Here is a 20,493-nt window from a genome sequence, read left to right on the forward strand (position 1 = left end):
TCATCGGCAACCCTTTTTATTTGCCTTTTCATGCATAGGAAACTTGGGTAGGTTTCCCCATTTTGTTCACATCGCGCCAGAGCATAATGCCGACCACTGTACTCAGCACAATATTGGAGATGGGTAAGGCGATCCATACCCCTGTCAGCCCAAAAAACTGCGGCAAAATAAACAAGAAGGGTAACATGATCGACATATTCCCCACGGTAATAAACATGGCTTTGCCACCGCGATTGGTGGATTGGTAATACGCCGCGCTCACCACTAAGAAACCATCAAGATACATCGCAAACAGATGCAGCTTAATGCCCATTTGCGCTCCGGCGATCAATTCGCTGTCGCTGGAGTTAAATATCGCAATCGCCTGCTCAGGGAAGAGGTTGAGCACCAGCACAAACGCCATCCCTCCCAGTACGGCAATCCCCATCGCCAAGCGTAATAACTTACGGATGTGATCGTAATTACGAGCCCCAAAATGGTAGCTGGCCAGCGGCTGCATACCATTCGCAATACCTTCAACGGTCAGGTAGTAGATCGTCACTATGTAACCCATCACCGCATAAGCGCCGACCATGACGGCATTGCCGTACTCGATCATCAAGGTGTTGTGCAGCGCGACCATGGTGGAACCGTAGGCGTACATAAAAAAGCTTGAGACGCCAATCGCTAAGATCTTGGGTAACGAGTGCCACTCCAACCTTAAGCAACGACGAGTTAAACGCATATTGGCTCGGGCAGAAAAGAAATACGCCAAGCCTAATAACGTGACCACCACCTGCGCAAGAGTGGTGGCGATCGCCGCACCGGTCAGCTCCCATTGCAGCCAAGCGATAAACAGGTAATCAAGTGCGATATTGGTCAGTGCGCCAATCACCATTAATAACGTAGCCAAATTGGGGCTGTGATCGTTACGCAGCAAAAACGGCATCGCAATCGAGCCTAAGGTGAACAAACAGCCAACAATTAACACTTGTAGGTATTGGAGACCTAATTCAAACACCCTTCCTTCAGCGCCTTGCCAACGCAAGAAGTCATCCGCCATCAACCACAAAATCACAGCCACGATAGGGGCAAGTAGCAGCAAACTCATCAACCCAGTGGCCAGAATACGCTTAGCACTGTCAGGATAACCTTCCCCTTGTTTGATTGAAGCCAGAGCCCCTGTGCCCCCCCCAACCAGCATACCAATCCCGAGGATGGTACCAATCACAGGCCAAGCCACATTAATGCCAGCTAATCCCTCAGCGCCCACATAGTGGCCAATGAAGATACCATCCACCACTTGATACAGACCATTAACCAGCATCGCAGCCACCGTAGGAATGGTGTAGCGAACAAACTGTCGGTAAATCGATCGATTCATCATACAAACATATCTATTTAGTTAGCCTATCTAATAAAAACCTGACTAGCACAGGGCTTTACCCAATAACAAGTCCAGCATCATCGCTTCTTCAGAAGATAAATTCTGCGCCACTTGTTCTGCCAAAATCTGATAAACCTTAGCTTCACTCGCCAGATGTAACTCCGCTTGTTCCGTCAGCTCAAACAATTGAGAACGCGCATCAGATTGGCACTGAACGCGTTTCACTAAACCTCGCCGTTCAAGCCTCTTCAGCATGTTAGAGGCAGAGGGCTTACTCACTTCTAACGCCTGTGCTAAATCGGTTAAACGGATCGCTTGAGGGGCGCTTTGAATCACTTTCAGGTAGTCATATTCATTAAAACTGAGCTGAGCAAGAGGATCTTCTTTGCCATATTTACGCCAAACTTTGGCGGCAAAGCGTTCCATTTTTTCTAAATTAACATCGAGCATATTCGATAACACATAGTTAGCAAGGCTAACTATTCTGCCAGAGTCCTAGCGACAAAAAAAGCCGCAAGATGCGGCTTTTTTATCAGAGAGAGGTGAAACTATTGTGTCATTGCTTCGGCTTTCGCGCGCGCTAACTGCTCTTCACGGGCTTGTTGATAGATACGCCCTAGCTCAAGAAAAGCATAGCGATGCTCCACATATTCATACACATTGAAGGAAATCGCGAGCTTATACAAAGAGAGCGCATGTGCCAGTTCTCCTTGCATTTGATAACGCTTACCTAGGTAGAAATAAGCCTCAGTGAGACGCTGTGCTAATAGCTCATTTTCTCGAGAGCCCGCAATAATGGCTTTGAATGCGACCTCTTCCGAGAGTTGATCCAGCATCAGTCCTACCAGCACCCAGCCCCACTGTTCATCGTGCTGCTGATAGCGTTCAAGCAATTCTGTACGCGCTTTTGTCGGGTCAATATCGCTTTCTATGATGTACAGCCACAGCGCCCGAAAAGGATCTTGTGGGTCTTGCTGATAGTGCTTAGTGATCTCTTCGAGTGCCAGTTGTGGGCGCTCGCCATAGTAAAGCGCGATGGCGCGATTGCGCACGGCATACTCGTTACTAGGATCCAATTCTAACGTCGAATCGAAGGATTCATACGCGGCGTCAAACTCGCCCGCTTCGGTGTAATACACCCCTAGCAAGTTAAATACATCGGGCTGCGCAGGGTTAATCGAGAGCGATTGAGTAAAATCGAGCCGAGCCAAATCACGTAAACCGACACTGTCGTAATAATTGCCACGTTCGAACAGCATTTTAGCGCGTATCTCAGGCTCAAGATCCGTGCGCTGTAATAATTGGCTTAAGCGGGCGATTTGCACTTCTTGTTGAATCGACGCTTGCAGCGGCACCGCCATTGGCGGGTAAAGCCATTGGGTTGCAGATTCATTCTGCGTGGCACACCCTGACAGCAGAACCAATCCTATCACCGCTATCGGGAATCGAAACCATTTCACTCATCATACTCCTGTGGGATTTCGCATAAAAAAGGGAGCGAATAACGCTCCCTTTATAGCACGCTTTTATTATGAAAAGTAAAAGCCGTGTTGTTTTTGCTCCAGCAACGGAAAATTATTCCGCTTGTGGTGTCACTTCTGCTGCTGCTGCATCAGAAGTTTCAACCGCTTCTTTCATGCTTAGACGTACACGGCCTTGGCGGTCGATTTCCAGCACTTTAACTTGAACTTCTTGGCCTTCAGTCAGGTAGTCAGACACTTTCTCTACGCGCTTGTCAGCGATTTGAGAGATGTGTACTAGACCATCTTTACCAGGAAGAATCGTTACAAACGCACCAAAGTCAGCCAAACGAGCTACTTTACCAGTGTAGATCACGCCCACTTCAACTTCAGCGGTGATCTCTTGAATACGGCGGATCGCCTCTTTCGCTTGATCGCCGTCAGTCGCAGCAATCTTGATCGTGCCGTCATCTTCGATCTCGATGGTGGTACCCGTTTCTTCCGTCAACTGACGAATCACCGCACCGCCTTTACCGATCACGTCTTTGATCTTCTCAACGCTGATCTTCATCGTGTGGATACGTGGCGCAAATTCAGAGATATCGCTACGCGCTGCAGAGATCGCTTGATCCATCACAGACAGAATGTGTAGACGAGCACCTTTCGCTTGGTTCAGAGCGATTTGCATGATCTCTTTGGTGATGCCTTCGATCTTGATGTCCATCTGCAGTGCAGTAACACCGGTCGCGGTACCTGCGACTTTAAAGTCCATGTCGCCTAGGTGGTCTTCATCACCCAGAATGTCAGACAGAACTACGAAATCATTTTCTTCTTTCACCAGACCCATTGCGATACCCGCAACAGAAGCCTTGATTGGAACACCGGCATCCATCAGAGCAAGAGATGAACCACACACAGAAGCCATTGAAGATGAACCGTTAGATTCCGTGATTTCAGAAACGACACGAACTGTGTACGGGAACTCTTCTGGTGATGGCATAACCGCAGCAATACCACGCTTCGCCAAACGGCCGTGACCGATTTCACGACGCTTAGGAGAACCCACAAAACCCGTTTCACCCACACAGTATGGAGGGAAGTTGTAGTGCAGTAGGAAGTGATCTTTCTTCTCGCCAGTCAGCTCATCGATGATTTGCGCATCACGTTGAGTACCCAGAGTTGCTGTAACCAGCGCCTGAGTTTCACCACGTGTGAACAGAGCAGAGCCGTGAGTACGTGGCAGAACGCCAGTACGAACGTCCAGAGCACGAACCATGTCTTTTTCACGGCCATCGATACGTGGGTTACCCGCGATGATGCTGCGACGAACAACGGTTTTTTCCAGATCGTGGAAAATGGTGTGAATTTCTTTGGTGTCTAAAGCTTCGTTTTCAGCCAGCAGAGCCGCCGTCACTTCTGCACTGATTGCATGGATACGATCATAACGCGCCATTTTCTCAGTGATTTGGTACGCTTCCACCAAACGTGTTTCTGCCAGAGCAGCGACTTTCGCTTTCAGCTCAGTGTTCTCGGCTGGTGCAACCCATTCCCATGCAGGTGTTGCCACTTCCGCTGCGAATTCATTGATTGCTTTGATCACGGCTTGTTGTTGATCGTGACCAAACACAACGGCAGCCAGCATCTCTTCTTCAGTCAGAATTTGTGCTTCTGATTCCACCATCAGTACTGCGTTGTCAGTACCCGCAACCACCAGATCCAAACGAGACTGTTTCAGCTCTTTTTCACTTGGGTTCAGAACCAATTGACCATCAATGTGACCTACGCGAGCCGCACCGATTGGACCATTGAATGGGAGTCCAGAAATCGCCAGTGCTGCAGAAGTACCGATCATCGAGATGATGTCAGGTTGCACGTCTGGGTTTACTGAAACCACAGTCGCGATCACTTGCACTTCGTTAGTGAAACCATCAGGGAACAGAGGACGAATTGGACGGTCAATCAGACGAGCAATCAGCGTTTCGCCTTCAGAAGGACGGCCTTCGCGCTTAAAGAAACCGCCAGGGATTTTACCTGCCGCGTAAGTACGCTCTTGGTAGTTTACGGTCAATGGGAAGAAGTCTTGACCCACTACCGCTTCTTTCTTACCGACTACAGAGACAAACACCGCAGTGTCATCCATGGTAGCCATTACTGCTGCCGTTGCTTGGCGAGCCATTACACCCGTTTCGAGAGTAACGGTGTGGTTACCGTACTGAAACGTTTTTACTACTGGTTTTTCGAACATGAGTATTCCTTATTCTCAGGACAAGCCTGAAATCAAATCATCAATACTCAGAGCACTACTAATCGCGACTAGTAAAAATAGACTGACAACTTGGGAGTACGTTCGAGAAACAATCGGTTTTAATGGCGATCTGTTTTTAAGAGCGATCTATTTGTAAGAGCAATCTGTTTTTAATAGCCGCGACCTTTTGGTCGACTACGGTGACTGTAATGCCATGAGCACAAACTTGTTCAGCCACGTAGACTGAACGGCGGATAGTATAAACTACTTAGAGGAAGGATAGCTAATTTAGAGTGCAAATTTAGCCTGCAAAAAAGGGGCTTACGCCCCTTTTTGTACAAACTGTGCTTTGCAGCGACGAATTAACGACGCAGGCCTAGACGTTTGATCAGATCTTGGTAACGAGACAGATCTTTACCTTTCAGGTAGTCCAGCAGTTTACGACGGCTTGAAACCATACGTAGCAGACCACGACGGCTGTGGTGATCGCCTTTGTGTGCTTGGAAGTGACCTTGCAGGTGGTTGATAGAAGCAGTCAGTAGAGCGATCTGTACTTCTGGTGAACCTGTGTCATTTTCGCAACGTGCGTATTCAGCAACGATTGCTGCTTTAGTTTCTGCATTCAGAGACATAGTTCTCTCCTAAAGAGTTTAAGGTTTAAGTTTGTGCCAGCCAATCTCTGATTCAGCCGACACGAGAAGCGCGGATTATAGGGAATATTCCTAATCCGCACAAGCGGAATGTCTCGCCATACAGCGAGCCCTTCCACGAATTTATTCGCCGTACACCACCAAGCGTTTCGGCGCGACCTTACCGTTATCGTCAATCTCGCCAACGCCAAGGAATAGCTTCTGCTCGCCGCCAGTAATGCGCACCATACCGTCGGATGGTGCACCCGAAACCTGTACTGCTTGCCCATGCTGAATAAGTGTCATCAGTTCTGGGATCACGTTGACTTCGGGTAAAGCTTCCACGGCAGTATCCATCGGCAGTAATAGCGGATCGAGAACGTCCGCCACCGCTTTTTCGTCACGATGGGCTTGTTCAACCAAAGCGTTGAGTTGCTCTAGCGTCACCATTCGCTCATACGGATAGTTAGCGACACCCACACGGCGCAGCATGGTCACATGTGCTCCACAGCCCAGCATTTCACCCAGATCATCGACTATGGTACGAATATAAGTGCCTTTCGAGCAGTGTACTTCCATCTCCACTTCATCACCTTCAAAGCGATGCAGCTCAATCTCATACACAGTGATCTTGCGCGCTTCACGCGGCACTTCAATACTCTGACGGGCGTATTCGTAGAGTGGACGACCTTGGTATTTCAACGCTGAAAACATGGATGGAACTTGATCCGTTTCACCGCGAAACTTGGCGATACAGGCCAGCAGCGTATCGCGATCCACGTGAACAGGACGCGTTTGTACCACTTGACCATCAGAATCTGAGGTGTCGGTACGTTCACCCAATTTGGCGATCACACGATAACGTTTATCAGAATCGAGCAGAAATTGGGAAAACTTAGTGGCTTCACCGAGGCAGATTGGCAACATGCCCGTCGCCAGAGGATCAAGCGCGCCAGTATGTCCCGCTTTTTCAGCGCCATAGAGGCGTTTAACCTTTTGCAAAGCGTCGTTGGAAGAGATACCTGTCGGCTTATCCAACAGAATCACACCGTGGATAACCCGACCTTTACGTCGACGAGCCATTACGCTTCGTCCTCATCACGACCCGCTTCATGCTTGCGGCGCTTGTCACTATTGATCACTTCGGTAACGAGGTTTGACATACGCATACCTTCAACCAAGGTGTTGTCGTAGTAGAAGCGAATTTCTGGCGTCAAACGTAAGCGGATCTGCTTACCTAGCATCATGCGGATCTGCACTTCGTGCTCACGCAATGCTGCCAGACAAGATTCTGGGGTTTGCTCACCGATGCACAGAAAGGTCACGAACACTTTGGCATAAGCCAAATCGCGTGATACTTCTACATCAGAGATGGTCACCATACCTAGGCGAGAATCACGCACTTCGCGTTGCAGGATCATCGCCAGTTCTTTTTGTAATTGCTGTGCCACACGTTGTGTACGGCTAAATTCTTTCGGCATATCGTTTCTCACTGATAGAAAGAATGGGGGGATGGTCTTGGCCAGCCCCCCATGGTGTATTCAACAACCTATATTGCCTTGATTAATGCAACAGTAGTTGATTAGTCGATGGTACGTTGGATTTCGATCGTTTCGAATACTTCGATCTGGTCACCGACGCGAACATCATTGTAGTTCTTAACGCCGATACCACACTCGTAACCATTCTTCACTTCTGCAACGTCATCTTTGAAGCGACGCAGAGATTCCAGTTCGCCTTCATAGATAACTACGTTATCACGCAGAACGCGGATTGGAGCATTACGTTTGATCACACCTTCAGTGACCATACACCCTGCAATCGCACCCAGTTTCGGTGACTTAAATACGTCACGAACTTCCGCCAGACCGATGATCTCTTGTTTGAACTCAGGTGAAAGCATACCGCTCATCGCCTGTTTCACTTCATCGATCAATTGGTAAATGATGGAGTAGTAACGCAGATCGATGTTTTCAGCTTCAATCATACGGCGAGCTGACGCATCAGCACGGACGTTAAAGCCAACCACGATAGCGTTAGAAGCCGCCGCCAGAACCGCATCCGTTTCAGTAATACCACCGACACCAGAGCCGACGATATTGACTTTCACTTCGTCTGTTGAAAGTCTGGTCAACGAGTCCGCAATCGCTTCCACTGAACCTTGTACGTCAGCTTTCAGTACAATGTTCAGCTCAGCGACATCACCTGCAGTCATGTTAGAGAACATGTTCTCCAGTTTAGACTTCTGCTGACGCGCCAGTTTCACTTCGCGGAACTTACCTGCACGGTAGTTAGCCACTTCACGCGCTTTACGCTCATCACGTACTACGGTTGCTTCATCACCGGCCGCTGGAACACCAGACAGACCCAGGATTTCAACTGGGATCGATGGGCCCGCTTCTTCAACTTCGTTACCGACTTCATCACGCATTGCACGAACGCGGCCATATTCTTGACCACACAGAACAATGTCACCCTTACGCAGAGTACCCGATTGAACCAGAACAGTTGCTACCGGACCACGGCCTTTATCCAGACGAGATTCGATGACCACGCCAGATGCCATACCTTGTTTCACCGCTTTCAGCTCAAGAACTTCAGCTTGCAGCAGAATAGCTTCCAGTAGACCGTCAATGTTAGTACCTTGTTTCGCAGAGATGTGAACAAACATGTTGTCACCGCCCCACTCTTCAGGCATCACATTGTACTGTGACAGTTCAGTTTTAACGTTATCTGGGTTAGCCGTGTCTTTATCGATCTTGTTTACTGCAACAATCAGAGGAACTCCCGCCGCTTTCGCGTGTTGGATAGCCTCGACGGTTTGTGGCATTACGCCATCGTCCGCTGCAACAACCAGTACTACGATATCCGTTGCTTGTGCACCACGAGCACGCATAGCGGTAAACGCCGCGTGTCCAGGAGTATCCAGGAAGGTGATCATGCCGTTTGGCGTTTCAACGTGGTAAGCACCGATGTGCTGAGTAATACCACCCGCTTCACCAGAAGCAACGTGGGTACGACGGATATAGTCCAGCGTTGAGGTTTTACCGTGGTCAACGTGTCCCATGATGGTCACGACTGGTGCACGGGAAACTTCTTCGAACTTGTCATCACGATCCGACAGAATCGCTTCTTCCAGCTCATTTTCCTTACGCAGAACCACTTTGTGACCCATTTCTTCCGCTACCAGTTGAGCAGTTTCTTGGTCAATCACTTGGTTAATGGTCGCCATCGCGCCCATTTTCATCATCACTTTGATGACTTCTGTCGCTTTCACTGACATTTTTTGTGCCAGTTCAGAAACAACGATAGTTTCACCAACCACAACATCCGCTTTCGCGACGACAGCGGTTTTATCAAAACCGTGTTGCATAGACATTGGCTTGTTGATGCGACCTTTACGACCCGCTTTACCACCACGAGGACGAGAATCGCGCTCTTGGTTATCGTCACGAGAGGACATCTTTCTCTTATTCGCTTTTGTCGAGCGACGACGAGCACCTTCTTCGTGGAGGTCAGCCTCATCTTCCGCTTCGCGTGCATAACGCGAAGTCGTTACATGGTAATCTGTGTTTTCTTGCATATCACCTACAGTCTCTTTATCAGCAGACCAACGCTCACCATTTTTTTCAGCCAATTCGCGTACTTTTTCAAGTTGACGGCGACTTTCCTCTTCGGCCTTACGTCTTGCTTCTTCTTCCTGGCGACGTTTTAGCGCCTCGGCTTCTTTGCGCGCTGCTTCTTGCTTCAATTTTTCTTCGTCAGAACGTGGTTGTGTAGCCGCTTGCGTTTCACGCTTCGCTTTCTCTTCAGCCATACGTTTTGCCTCTGCTTCACGCTTGGCGGCTTCTTCTGCTTCACGTTTGGCTTTTTCTTCTGCCGCACGTTGTGCAGCTTCTTCAGCTTCACGTTTGGCTTGCTCTTCTGCGGCGCGCATTGCGGCTTCTTCCGCTTCACGAGTCGCTTCATCTTCAACAGAACTGCGCTTAACATACGTACGTTTTTTGCGCACTTCAACTTGAACATTCTTACTTTTACCGCCACCGGCATTCACGCTCAGTGTGCTACGGGTTTTACGCTGGAGTGTCAAACGCGTTGGCTCAGAGCCTGTCGCATCGCCGTGCTCTTTACGTAAATGAGCCAGCAGCTTCTGCTTCTCATCCTCAGATACGTGATCCGCAACAGCCTTGTTCATTCCTGCATCAGCAAGTTGCTCTAATAAGCGGTCTACTGGTGTTCCAATTTCTTCACTCAGTGCTTTAACGGTAATTTGTGTCATGCCGCTTCCTCCCCTTGCTGAAAATTATGCGTCTTCACCAAACCAACAAATGTTACGAGCCGCCATAATAAGCTCACCCGCACGCTGTTCGGTCAGACCTTCAATACCTTCTAAATCATCCACACCTTGGTCAGCCAAATCTTCCAGTGTCGCAACACCTTTCGCTGCCAGTTTGAATGCCATGTCGCGTTCCAGTCCTGCTAATGCAAGCAGATCTTCTGCAGGCTCAAGGCCTTCGAACGACTCTTCTTTTGCCAGAGCAATCGTCGTCAGCGCTTCTTTCGCACGACTACGTAGCTCATCTGCCAGATCTTCATCCATGCCATCAACATCAAGCAGCTCATTCATTGGTACGTAAGCGATCTCTTCTAGCGTAGAGAAGCCTTCTTCAACCAGCAGCTCAGCAAAATCTTGCTCAATATCGAGATACTTCATGAAGTTCTCGATGGATGCCATTGACTCTTCTTGGTGTTTCTTCTGCAGATCCGCAACCGTCATCACATTCAGTTCCCAACCGGTCAGTTGAGAAGCCAAACGTACGTTTTGACCGTTACGACCGATCGCTTGCGCAAGGTTATCAGCCTCAACAGCGATATCCATTGAGTGTGCATCTTCATCCATAATGATCGATGCCACATCGGCTGGTGCCATGGCATTAATGACGAATTGCGCTGGGTTATCATCCCACAAAACGATATCAATACGCTCGCCACCCAGTTCGCCAGAAACCGCTTGTACACGTGCACCACGCATACCCACACACGCACCAACAGGGTCGATACGCTTATCATTGGTTTTTACCGCGATCTTGGCACGTGAACCTGGATCACGCGCAGCCGCTTTCAGCTCAATCAGCTCTTCACCAATTTCTGGAACTTCTACACGGAACAGTTCTGCCAACATTTCTGGCTTAGAACGAGTGATGAAGAGTTGGAAACCACGTGCTTCTGGAGCCACTTTGTACAGCAAACCACGAACACGATCGCCAGGACGGAAGTTTTCGCGTGGCAGTTGATCTTCACGTAGGATAACCGCTTCAGCGTTGTTACCCAGATCGAGGATCACGGTTTCACGGTTCACTTTCTTCACTACACCAGTCACCAATTCACCTTCGTTATCGATGAATTGTTCAACAATCTGTGCACGTTCTGCTTCACGCACTTTTTGTACGATCACTTGTTTCGCAGTTTGCGTGGTAATACGGTCAAAGGTTACTGATTCGATCTGATCTTCGATATAGTCACCCAGTTGAACCGAGTCATCATCAAAGCTCGCCGCTTCAAATGAGATCTCTTTGGTTGGGTGCTCAACATTCTCAACCACTAACCAACGGCGGAACGTTTCAAACGCACCTGTTTTGCGATCGATGGCTACGCGCACATCGATCTCGATTTCATACTTCTTTTTGGTTGAAGTCGCTAACGCAGTTTCCAGCGCTTCAAAAATACGCTCACGAGGTACCGCTTTCTCGTTAGAAACCGCCTCAACTACCGCTAAAATTTCTTTACTCATTGTTCTAGCCTCAAAGACTTAAAATTTAGGGATCAGGTTAGCTTTTGAAATGTTGCTTAAGGCAAAGTGTTCTTCTTGCCCATCAACCATCACGGCTACGGTTTCACCATCAATTGATTGGATGACCCCTTTCCACTTGCGACGGTTGCCAACAGCCATCTTCAAAACGATGCTGACCTCGTGACCAATAAACTGCTCGTAATGTGCTGCTTTAAAGAGTGGTCTTTCTAGACCAGGAGAAGACACTTCGAGGTTGTAAACGACCGAAATAGGGTCTTCAACATCCAAAACAGCACTCACTTGGCGACTTACTTCTGCGCAGTCTTCCACTGTGATACCGTTTTCGTGATCAATAAAGATACGTAGTGTGGAATGTTGCCCTGCACGGACGAACTCTAATCCAACCAACTCGTAACCTGCAGCAACCACCGGAGCTTCAAGCATTTCAGTAAGTTGTCTTTCTAAACCAGTCATCTAAACCACTCCAGAAACAAAAAAAGGGCTTAGAGCCCAATTTAAATACCAAGCAAATACCTAAAACCCTTAAAAAGGAAATTTAGATAATAAAAAACCCCGATTAAGTCGGGGTTTTTTATTGCTGGACCCTGATAAATTGAGAATCGCTTCTCAACTGCAGTGAGGTTAACACTGCCAAACTTGTCTCTCTAATCGTTAAGAGAGATTGGTTGCGGGGGCCGGATTTGAACCAACGACCTTCGGGTTATGAGCCCGACGAGCTACCAAGCTGCTCCACCCCGCGTCCGACTTGCGAGCATTATACGCTCAACAAGATGATTTACAAGTTTGTAAATATGGTGCCGAGAGAGGGACTCGAACCCTCACACCTAAGGCGCTAGCACCTCATGCTAGTGTGTCTACCAATTTCACCATCTCGGCATATCTTTTATTGAGGAATTTCGTCACTGCTTTTAGCAGGCGCTTCACTCACTGTGTCACCAGTTTGCTGAATCACTTGACCTTGTGAAGGGTCAACCCATTGTGATTCAGTTTTGTGAGTTGACATATTGCCAAGCACAAGGCTGATAACAAAAAATACTGTTGCGAAAATCGCAGTCATTCGGGTTAGGAAGTTACCTGAGCCGCTAGCACCAAACACTGTGTTTGACGCGCCAGCACCGAATGAGGCTCCCATGTCTGCGCCTTTACCTTGTTGAATCAACACTAGGCCAATGATAGCAACCGCTGCCAACAGGTAAATCACAAGTAGAACTGTAAACATTACTTCCACCTATGTTCATATTTGTTGAGCTAGCGCCGTTCGTATCATCAGACTCGAACAAGGCCAGCGACCTTTCTCTCCGAAAGCGGACGCAATACTAACGAATGGTTCCGAGACTGACAAGAGGTATTTTCTAAAAAAAATCACTTTACGATTTGATCGCTCAAAAAACTCGCACAACAGCGTTTTTTCGAGCATTTCTACAATTCCTAGCGCGAAATCAATCAGCTAGGAATTGTAGAAACCAGCGCCCAAATTAGCAGTTATCTTTTACAGCTTGAGCAATTTTTAATGCAGATTGCTTCACTAAGGTTTCATCTTCCCCTTCCACCATCACACGGATCAGAGGTTCTGTACCCGATTTGCGCAGTAATACACGGCCTTTCGAACCTAGCTCAGCTTCAACCTCAGATACCGCCGCTTTCACCGCATCCGCTTCAAGTGGATTGTTATCTCCTGCAAAACGGACATTCTCCAACACTTGTGGGTAAAGCGTCATACCTTTCGCTAATTCATGCAGGGTCATTTCACTACCCACTACTGAAGCCAGCACTTGTAGGCCAGCGACAATCGCATCACCCGTAGTCACTTTATCGAGTAAGATGACGTGACCTGAATTTTCCGCACCAATCTTCCAGCCTTTCTCTAGAAGTTTTTCCATAACATAACGATCACCGACCGCAGCGCGTACAAATGGAATGCCCAACTGTTTGAGTCCATTCTCCATGCCAAGGTTCGTCATCAATGTCCCAACAACGCCACCTTTGAGCTCGCCACGGCGCAGTGCATCACGGGCAATAATGTAAGCGATTTGGTCACCATCGACTTTATTACCTAGGTGATCAACCATGATGATGCGGTCGCCGTCACCATCGAAAGCAAGACCAAGATGAGCATGCTCTTCAACAACGCGTTTTTGCAGTGCGCGAACGTCGGTTGCACCGACTTGGTCATTGATATTCAAACCATTAGGCTCAACGCCCATCGCAATGACTTCCGCTCCCAACTCACGGAAAACATTGGGCGCAATGTGGTATGTGGCACCATTGGCACAATCCACAACAAGCTTCAAACCAGATAGACTGAGTTTTGAAGGGAAAGTGCTTTTACAAAATTCGATGTAACGCCCCGCCGCATCCACCATGCGTGAAGCTTTACCAAGCTCAGCCGATTCAACACATTCAATGTCTTTATCTAACTCAGCTTCAATCGCTAACTCAATGTCATCCGGCAGTTTGGTTCCTTCATAAGAGAAGAACTTAATGCCGTTATCGTAGTAAGGGTTGTGCGATGCAGAAATAACAATCCCCGCTTCTGCACGAAACGTTTGGGTAAGATAGGCCACAGCTGGCGTTGGCATTGGTCCGGTGAAGGTCGCTTTTAATCCTGCCGCTGCAAGCCCAGCTTCCAGTGCAGACTCCAACATATAGCCAGAAATACGGGTATCTTTACCAATAATGACTTTTTTCGTGCCTTGTTTTGCCAGTACACGTCCAGCCGCCCAGCCAAGCTTAAGTACAAAATCAGGAGTAATTGGGTACTGGCCAACTTTGCCACGAACCCCATCAGTGCCAAAATAACGTCTCTTATCAGACATTTGTGTTTCCTTTACATTATTGTTTTTACAAATTGTTATGCATCATCTGCACCATTTTGAGTGCATCAATAGTCTGCTCTACATCATGAACACGGATAATTTGTGCGCCTTTTTGCGCAGCCAATGTGGCACACGCAACGCTTCCTGCCACACACTCAGCTGGTTGCTTATTCAGTGTTTTAAAAATCATTGATTTACGTGACATTCCAGCTAAAACTGGCAATCCAAAACGATGAAACTGTTCTAAATGGGCGAGCAAATGATAATTGTGTTGCACCGATTTTCCAAAACCAAAACCGGGATCTAAGATAATATTCTCACGCTTAATACCCGCAGCTTCGCATTGTGCAATTCGCTCAGCTAAAAACTGGCAAACCTCTTCAATAATATTGTCGTAGTGTGGGTTAGCTTGCATCGTCCGCGGCTGACCTTGCATATGCATAATACAAACCGGGACTTGAGCCTGCGCTACTACTTCAAGAGCTCCCGGCTCTTGCAAAGCACGCACATCATTAATCAGATCGGCTCCCGCGGCTAATGCTTGGCGCATCACTTCCGCTTTGCTGGTATCAATCGAAATCCATACCTCAGCATTCTGTTTTCGAATCGCTTTGATAAGTGGGATGACGCGCTGTAATTCCTCTTCTAAAGCCACATCAGGAGCGCCTGGTCGAGTTGACTCACCGCCAATATCAACAATCGCGACTCCAAGATCGATCATTTGCTGTGCTCTTGCCAACGCGACATCAAGGTCAACGTAACGGCCGCCATCGGAAAAGGAATCTGGCGTAGTATTTAAGATACCCATCACAACGGGTGAATGCAGCTCAAGCTGCTTATCGGCATGACTGATTTTCAGCATTCTAAAAATATATTCCCTGCAAACACAAAACCCCGAACAAGTCGGGGTTTAAAGTTAAAAGTGATGTTATTCAGCGTCTTTTTTCTCGCTTGCTGTCGCGACATCCGATGAAGCAGTCTCTGCTGTAGATTCTTCCGCCTTAGCTTCAGGCTCAGCTTTTACTTCAGGTTCAGACGGCGTTTTCGATTGATCACCCCAACCTGCTGGTTCACGAATCACCGGCTTACGCGCCATCAAGTCATCAATCTGACCTGCATCGATAGTTTCATACTTCATCAATGCATCTTTCATCGCATGCATGATATCCATATTATCCATAATGATTTGGCGAGCTCGTTCGTAGTTACGATCAATGATTTGACGCACTTCGTCATCAATCAGCTTCGCGGTGTCATCAGACATGTGCTTCGTCTGTGTCACACTGCGCCCAAGGAACACTTCACCTTCATCTTCCGCATACAACATAGGACCTAGCTTTTCAGAGAAGCCCCATTGGGTCACCATCTTACGAGCAATTTCTGTTGCACGCTCGATATCGTTTGATGCGCCTGTTGAAACTTTCTCTTTGCCGTAAATCAACTCTTCAGCAAGACGACCGCCGTACAAGCTAGAGATCATCGATTCCAGATGCTGTTTAGACATACTCACGCGATCTTGCTCAGGCAAGTACATGGTGACACCCAATGCACGACCGCGAGGAATGATCGACACTTTGTAAACCGGATCATGCTCAGGTACAAGGCGACCTACTACCGCATGACCAGCCTCATGATAAGCGGTAGACTCTTTTATCTCTTCAGACATCACCATTGAACGGCGCTCTGCACCCATCATGATTTTGTCTTTTGCAAGTTCAAACTCAACCATAGAGACGTTGCGCTTGTTGCCACGAGCAGCAAACAGCGCCGCTTCGTTAACTAAGTTCGCTAAATCCGCACCAGAGAATCCAGGAGTACCACGCGCAATCAATGATGGCTCTACATCATTCGCCAGAGGCACTTTGCGCATATGCACTTTAAGAATTTGCTCACGACCACGCACATCCGGCAGGCCTACCACGACTTGACGGTCAAAACGTCCCGGACGCAGCAATGCTGGGTCCAACACGTCAGGACGGTTGGTTGCCGCGATGACAATAATGCCTTCATTGCCTTCAAAACCATCCATCTCAACCAGCATTTGGTTTAGTGTCTGCTCACGTTCATCGTGACCACCACCAACACCCGCGCCACGCTGACGACCTACTGCATCAATTTCATCAATGAAAATAATACATGGAGAGGCTTTCTTCGCTTGTTCGAACATGTCACGCACACGAGATGCACCGACACCGACAAACATTTCAACGAAATCCGAACCAGAGATAGTAAAGAATGGCACTTTAGCTTCACCAGCAATCGCTTTGGCAAGCAAGGTTTTACCTGTACCAGGAGGACCAACCATGAGTACACCCGTTGGGATCTTACCACCCAGCTTTTGGAAGCGGCTCGGATCGCGCAGGTAATCCACCAGTTCTTTCACATCTTCTTTTGCTTCATCACAGCCCGCAACGTCGCTGAAAGTGGTTTTTATCTGGTCTTCACTCATCATACGCGCTTTGCTCTTACCAAATGACATGGCACCTTTGCCACCGCCACCTTGCATTTGACGCATGAAGAAGATCCAAACCCCAATCAATAGAATCATTGGGAACCAAGAGATGAAAATGGTACCCAGCAAACTTTGCTCTTCAGGAGGCGTACCTTGTACTTTCACGTCTTGATTGATCAAGTCATCGAGGAGCTTTTGATCATAAACCGGCATGTAAGTTACATAACGGCTGCCGCCTCCACGACGCATGAAGGTAATTTCACCGTTGTTGAATTGAGCTTCCTGAATCTGGCCTTGACCAACTTCCTTTACAAATGTGGTGTAGTCGACTGCTCTGCCGTTATTCTCACCGGGGCCGAAGCTCTGGAATACAGACATCAAAACGACAGCAATCACAAGCCACAGGATTAAATTTTTTGCCATGTCACTCAAGGTGTAAGCCTCGCGATAACTAATTGTAATTAAAAGGTAGGGTACTACAGTTTGTAGCTAGCGGCTATAGGGTCTACTTAGGCACCAAATAGTGAAATAGTTAACCTTTGTAACCAGTCGCTACGATAAAAACTTCTCGTGAACGTGATCGAGAGGAGTCCGGTTTACGGATTTTAACCACTTTAAACAGGTCTCTTACTGCTTTGACATAATCGTCAAAGCCTTCTCCTTGAAACACTTTCACCACAAAACTACCATTGGGAGCCAGAACTTGTCGACACATATCCAGTGCCAGTTCGACAAGATACATGGCGCGTGGCTGATCGACGGACAAGTTACCCGCCATATTAGGTGCCATATCAGACATCACCACATCGACCATATCTGGCTGGATTCGATCTAGCAATGCATTGAGTACCGCTTCCTCACGGAAGTCACCTTGCAAGAAAGACACCCCCGCAATCGACTCCATAGGTAAAAGGTCACATGCAATAACACGCCCACCTTCGCCAACTACTTTGGCCGCAAATTGCGACCATCCACCAGGTGCAGCGCCAAGATCGACAACTGTCATACCAGCTTTTAGTAGTTTATCTTTGTTTTGGATCTCTTCTATTTTGAAGATAGCACGTGAACGATAGCCTTTCTTCTTTGCTTCGTTAACATATTTGTCGTCAAAATGCTCTTTTAACCAGCGAGTTGAGCTGGCCGAGTGTTTCTGTTTACTCATTTTGTTCCTAACTAAGTCACCACTATCCAAGAAAGTCTGGTAGAAAATATAGTCTTCTAGCATAGATGGCGTTAAAATGACGGTTTTCAACCCTAATATTAAATAAATTTGGCCGCGTAATGAACCTAAGCAACAAACAAAAGCAGCATCTGAAAGGCTTGGCACACAACTTAAAACCTGTTGTGTTGATGGGCGCTAACGGACTCACAGAAGCTGTGCTGGCGGAAATCGAAATTGCGCTCGATCACCATGAACTGATTAAAGTGAAAGTCGTTTCTGAAGATCGTGAAACTAAGCAATTGATCGTTGACGCAATTGTTCGCGAAACTGGTGCCGAGAAAGTACAGGTAATTGGTAAAGTCCTAGTACTTTATCGCCAGTCTCAGCAACGCAAAATCGAATTGCCACGCAAATAATCAGCCAATGGATGAAAAAAGGTCGCGACTGCGACCTTTTTTACTTTTTCCTAAAATGATTGGCTAATTGGCGAAGCTATAGATATTCCACGCGATCAATTTCAAAGACCTTATTGCCCCCTGGAGTCGCAATCGAGACTTCATCGCCTTCAAATTTACCAATCAAACCACGAGCAATCGGCGAATTGACTGAAATACGACCTGATTTGATATCCGCTTCATCATCACCAACGATTTGGTAAGTCTTCTCTTCGTCGCTGTTGACATCAATCACCGTCACCGTTGCACCAAAAATGACTTTGCCACTGTTTTCCATCTTAGTGACATCAATAACCTGCGCCACTGATAGCTTGTATTCGATATCACGAATTTGCGCTTCACAGATCCCCTGCTCTTCACGTGCAGCATGGTATTCCGCATTCTCTTTCAAATCGCCCAGCTCACGAGCTTCTGCAATCGCTTCTGTAATTTTAGGTCTGAGCTTTAATAGTCTATCGAGTTCTTCACGCAGTAGCTTTTCACCACGCGCTGTCATTGGAACTTTTTCCATCATTTACCTCTGCGCCAAAGTGTTTCTTTGGACAATAAAAAATTTCCCAACATCCTAAATCGGGTCGGGTTAGGGTTGAACCATTTGGATTACTCAAAAGTGTAAACAAAGTTAAGAGCTAAATCATCCAAATTCAAGATTTGCGAGGCGAATTTAGTTGAATCCCCATTTTCGCTTTTTATATGTGATCTTTAGCACAATTAGATTGCATGTATTTTGCTCAATCTCGATAAAAAAAAATAAAAAATACAACAAATTAAATTAAAAAAAACACTCACCAATAAACATTAAAATCATTTAAAAACAATAACTTGATAAATTTTTACCAACAATAAAACAGTGTTCATAAGTTGGATTTATATCATTTTACTAACTGATAGCGGAACTTTGGGAGTAAAAAAATAGCCACGAAAATGGCTGAGCCATCAAATCTTTATGCTTTATGGTTGAACACAACAATGACCAATGAAGCTTGATGCATCACCTATTTCGATTGACGTGGCTTACGTCGCACAAAAATCAAATTTATGGACAATAAATTAGGACTTAATAAGATGAACAAGACTCTGATTGCTCTTGCTGTATCAGCTGCTGCAGTGGCTACTGGCGCTTACGCTGACGGAATCAACCAAAGCGGTGACAAAGCAGGTTCAACCGTTTACAGCGCGAAAGGTACTTCTCTAGAAGTTGGTGGCCGTGCTGAAGCTCGCCTATCTCTGAAAGATGGTAAGGCACAAGACAACTCTCGCGTACGTCTGAACTTCTTGGGTAAAGCAGAAATCAATGACAGCCTATACGGTGTTGGTTTCTACGAAGGTGAGTTTACTACTAATGATCAAGGTAAAAACGCGTCTAACAACAGCCTAGACAACCGTTATACCTACGCTGGTATCGGTGGCACTTACGGTGAAGTGACTTACGGTAAAAACGATGGCGCATTGGGCGTAATCACTGACTTCACCGATATCATGTCTTACCACGGTAACTCAGCCGCAGACAAAATTGCTGTAGCAGACCGTGTTGACAACATGCTGGCTTACAAAGGCCAATTTGGTGACTTGGGCGTCAAAGCAAGCTTCCGTTTTGCTGACCGTACAGAAAACACAGTGACTGATAAATACGAAGACAATGGCAAAGACGGCTACTCTCTGTCTGCTATCTACGCTTTCGGTGACACTGGCTTTAACGTAGGTGCAGGTTACGCAGATCAAGACGAGCAAAATGAGTACATGCTGGCCGCTTCTTACCGTATGGAAAACCTGTACTTCGCAGGTCTATTCACTGACGGTGAAAAAGCTAAAGATGTTGACTACACTGGCTACGAGCTGGCTGCTGGTTACAAACTAGGTCAAGCTGCGTTTACTGCTACATACAACAATGCAGAAACAGCAAAAGAAACTTCAGCAGATAACTTTGCTATCGACGCAACTTACTACTTTAAGCCAAACTTCCGCTCTTACATCTCTTACAACTTCAACCTGTTAGATTCAGACAAAGTTGGTAAAGTAGCATCAGAAGACGAACTGGCTATCGGTCTACGTTACGACTTCTAATTGTTGACTTCAGGTCACACGCCAAACGCCTG

Annotated in this window: 18 protein-coding genes and 2 tRNA genes; 2 read left to right on the top strand and 18 right to left on the bottom strand. The window is 47.2% G+C overall.

Annotated features, from left to right (window positions below; genetic code table 11):
- Positions 1-28 precede the first annotated feature (28 nt).
- The 17 genes from vcrM to rlmE form a co-directional block, all read right to left on the bottom strand.
- A complete protein-coding gene (vcrM, locus tag GOU96_RS09535; protein WP_267782125.1) occupies positions 29-1,366 on the bottom strand; it encodes a sodium-coupled multidrug efflux MATE transporter VcrM in 1,338 nt (445 codons plus the stop codon).
- A 42-nt stretch (positions 1,367-1,408) separates the two neighbouring features.
- The gene (locus tag GOU96_RS09540) at positions 1,409-1,816 is read right to left on the bottom strand and encodes a MarR family winged helix-turn-helix transcriptional regulator (protein WP_258502489.1); all 408 of its coding nucleotides are present in this window, start codon (positions 1,814-1,816) and stop codon (positions 1,409-1,411) included.
- Between the two features lie 98 nt (positions 1,817-1,914).
- Positions 1,915-2,826 carry a lipoprotein NlpI gene (gene nlpI, locus GOU96_RS09545; RefSeq protein WP_001883460.1) on the bottom strand — a complete coding sequence of 304 codons (912 nt, stop codon included), beginning with the start codon at positions 2,824-2,826 and terminating at the stop codon, positions 1,915-1,917.
- Positions 2,827-2,941: 115 nt separating this feature from the next.
- Positions 2,942-5,071: a polyribonucleotide nucleotidyltransferase gene (gene pnp / locus GOU96_RS09550; protein ID WP_000462066.1), complete on the bottom strand. Its 2,130-nt coding sequence runs from the start codon at positions 5,069-5,071 to the stop codon at positions 2,942-2,944.
- Between the two features lie 362 nt (positions 5,072-5,433).
- Positions 5,434-5,703, bottom strand: coding sequence for a 30S ribosomal protein S15 (rpsO, locus tag GOU96_RS09555; RefSeq protein ID WP_000055654.1), 270 nt, complete (start codon positions 5,701-5,703; stop codon positions 5,434-5,436).
- Between the two features lie 141 nt (positions 5,704-5,844).
- Positions 5,845-6,783, bottom strand: coding sequence for a tRNA pseudouridine(55) synthase TruB (gene truB, locus GOU96_RS09560; protein ID WP_258502493.1), 939 nt, complete (start codon positions 6,781-6,783; stop codon positions 5,845-5,847).
- A complete protein-coding gene (gene rbfA, locus GOU96_RS09565; RefSeq protein ID WP_001123656.1) occupies positions 6,783-7,181 on the bottom strand; it encodes a 30S ribosome-binding factor RbfA in 399 nt (132 codons plus the stop codon). The genes truB and rbfA overlap by 1 nt, the downstream gene beginning before the upstream one ends.
- Before the next feature lie 101 nt (positions 7,182-7,282).
- On the bottom strand, positions 7,283-9,979 hold the full coding sequence (gene infB / locus GOU96_RS09570) for a translation initiation factor IF-2 (RefSeq protein ID WP_000192209.1): 2,697 nt from the start codon (positions 9,977-9,979) through the stop codon (positions 7,283-7,285).
- A 24-nt stretch (positions 9,980-10,003) separates the two neighbouring features.
- Positions 10,004-11,491 carry a transcription termination factor NusA gene (nusA, locus tag GOU96_RS09575; RefSeq protein WP_000031601.1) on the bottom strand — a complete coding sequence of 496 codons (1,488 nt, stop codon included), beginning with the start codon at positions 11,489-11,491 and terminating at the stop codon, positions 10,004-10,006.
- Positions 11,492-11,509: 18 nt separating this feature from the next.
- Positions 11,510-11,965, bottom strand: a complete 456-nt coding sequence (gene rimP, locus GOU96_RS09580) for a ribosome maturation factor RimP (RefSeq protein ID WP_000147148.1) — start codon at positions 11,963-11,965, stop codon at positions 11,510-11,512.
- Positions 11,966-12,174: 209 nt separating this feature from the next.
- Positions 12,175-12,251 (bottom strand) — tRNA-Met (locus GOU96_RS09585).
- 53 nt (positions 12,252-12,304) lie between these two features.
- Positions 12,305-12,388 (bottom strand) — tRNA-Leu (locus GOU96_RS09590).
- 7 nt (positions 12,389-12,395) lie between these two features.
- Complete coding sequence (gene secG / locus GOU96_RS09595; RefSeq protein ID WP_000495559.1) at positions 12,396-12,731, bottom strand: preprotein translocase subunit SecG; 336 nt, start codon at positions 12,729-12,731, stop codon at positions 12,396-12,398.
- Positions 12,732-12,987: 256 nt separating this feature from the next.
- Positions 12,988-14,328, bottom strand: coding sequence for a phosphoglucosamine mutase (glmM, locus tag GOU96_RS09600; RefSeq protein ID WP_001281053.1), 1,341 nt, complete (start codon positions 14,326-14,328; stop codon positions 12,988-12,990).
- 25 nt (positions 14,329-14,353) lie between these two features.
- A complete protein-coding gene (folP, locus tag GOU96_RS09605; RefSeq protein WP_000913086.1) occupies positions 14,354-15,190 on the bottom strand; it encodes a dihydropteroate synthase in 837 nt (278 codons plus the stop codon).
- Between the two features lie 66 nt (positions 15,191-15,256).
- Entirely contained in the window at positions 15,257-17,203 is a 1,947-nt protein-coding gene (gene ftsH / locus GOU96_RS09610) for an ATP-dependent zinc metalloprotease FtsH (protein ID WP_001107448.1), read from the bottom strand.
- A 109-nt stretch (positions 17,204-17,312) separates the two neighbouring features.
- Positions 17,313-17,942, bottom strand: a complete 630-nt coding sequence (rlmE, locus tag GOU96_RS09615) for a 23S rRNA (uridine(2552)-2'-O)-methyltransferase RlmE (protein ID WP_000043220.1) — start codon at positions 17,940-17,942, stop codon at positions 17,313-17,315.
- A gap of 119 nt (positions 17,943-18,061) precedes the next feature.
- Here rlmE and yhbY point away from each other — a divergent pair, with 119 nt between their 5' ends.
- On the top strand, positions 18,062-18,358 hold the full coding sequence (yhbY, locus tag GOU96_RS09620) for a ribosome assembly RNA-binding protein YhbY (RefSeq protein ID WP_001054291.1): 297 nt from the start codon (positions 18,062-18,064) through the stop codon (positions 18,356-18,358).
- A gap of 76 nt (positions 18,359-18,434) precedes the next feature.
- On the opposite strand, the gene greA is transcribed toward yhbY, so the two are convergent.
- On the bottom strand, positions 18,435-18,908 hold the full coding sequence (greA, locus tag GOU96_RS09625; RefSeq protein WP_001883448.1) for a transcription elongation factor GreA: 474 nt from the start codon (positions 18,906-18,908) through the stop codon (positions 18,435-18,437).
- A gap of 554 nt (positions 18,909-19,462) precedes the next feature.
- Between greA and ompU the strand changes: the two genes are divergently transcribed.
- Entirely contained in the window at positions 19,463-20,461 is a 999-nt protein-coding gene (gene ompU, locus GOU96_RS09630; RefSeq protein WP_001044320.1) for a porin OmpU, read from the top strand.
- The last annotated feature ends 32 nt before the right edge of the window (positions 20,462-20,493 follow it).

The sequence above is a fragment of the Vibrio sp. R-1 genome (assembly GCF_035615595.1).
GTDB lineage: Bacteria > Pseudomonadota > Gammaproteobacteria > Enterobacterales > Vibrionaceae > Vibrio > Vibrio cholerae.

Bases quoted from the DNA above. Each gene is read 5' to 3' on its own strand.
- vcrM (WP_267782125.1), bottom strand. From the start codon at position 1,366: ATGATGAATCGATCGATTTACCGACAGTTTGTTCGCTACACCATTCCT.
- GOU96_RS09540 (WP_258502489.1), bottom strand. From the start codon at position 1,816: ATGCTCGATGTTAATTTAGAAAAAATGGAACGCTTTGCCGCCAAAGTT.
- pnp (WP_000462066.1), bottom strand. From the start codon at position 5,071: ATGTTCGAAAAACCAGTAGTAAAAACGTTTCAGTACGGTAACCACACC.
- rpsO (WP_000055654.1), bottom strand. From the start codon at position 5,703: ATGTCTCTGAATGCAGAAACTAAAGCAGCAATCGTTGCTGAATACGCA.
- truB (WP_258502493.1), bottom strand. From the start codon at position 6,783: ATGGCTCGTCGACGTAAAGGTCGGGTTATCCACGGTGTGATTCTGTTG.
- rbfA (WP_001123656.1), bottom strand. From the start codon at position 7,181: ATGCCGAAAGAATTTAGCCGTACACAACGTGTGGCACAGCAATTACAA.
- infB (WP_000192209.1), bottom strand. From the start codon at position 9,979: ATGACACAAATTACCGTTAAAGCACTGAGTGAAGAAATTGGAACACCA.
- nusA (WP_000031601.1), bottom strand. From the start codon at position 11,491: ATGAGTAAAGAAATTTTAGCGGTAGTTGAGGCGGTTTCTAACGAGAAA.
- rimP (WP_000147148.1), bottom strand. From the start codon at position 11,965: ATGACTGGTTTAGAAAGACAACTTACTGAAATGCTTGAAGCTCCGGTG.
- secG (WP_000495559.1), bottom strand. From the start codon at position 12,731: ATGTTTACAGTTCTACTTGTGATTTACCTGTTGGCAGCGGTTGCTATC.
- glmM (WP_001281053.1), bottom strand. From the start codon at position 14,328: ATGTCTGATAAGAGACGTTATTTTGGCACTGATGGGGTTCGTGGCAAA.
- folP (WP_000913086.1), bottom strand. From the start codon at position 15,190: ATGCTGAAAATCAGTCATGCCGATAAGCAGCTTGAGCTGCATTCACCC.
- ftsH (WP_001107448.1), bottom strand. From the start codon at position 17,203: ATGGCAAAAAATTTAATCCTGTGGCTTGTGATTGCTGTCGTTTTGATG.
- rlmE (WP_000043220.1), bottom strand. From the start codon at position 17,942: ATGAGTAAACAGAAACACTCGGCCAGCTCAACTCGCTGGTTAAAAGAG.
- yhbY (WP_001054291.1), top strand. From the start codon at position 18,062: ATGAACCTAAGCAACAAACAAAAGCAGCATCTGAAAGGCTTGGCACAC.
- greA (WP_001883448.1), bottom strand. From the start codon at position 18,908: ATGGAAAAAGTTCCAATGACAGCGCGTGGTGAAAAGCTACTGCGTGAA.
- ompU (WP_001044320.1), top strand. From the start codon at position 19,463: ATGAACAAGACTCTGATTGCTCTTGCTGTATCAGCTGCTGCAGTGGCT.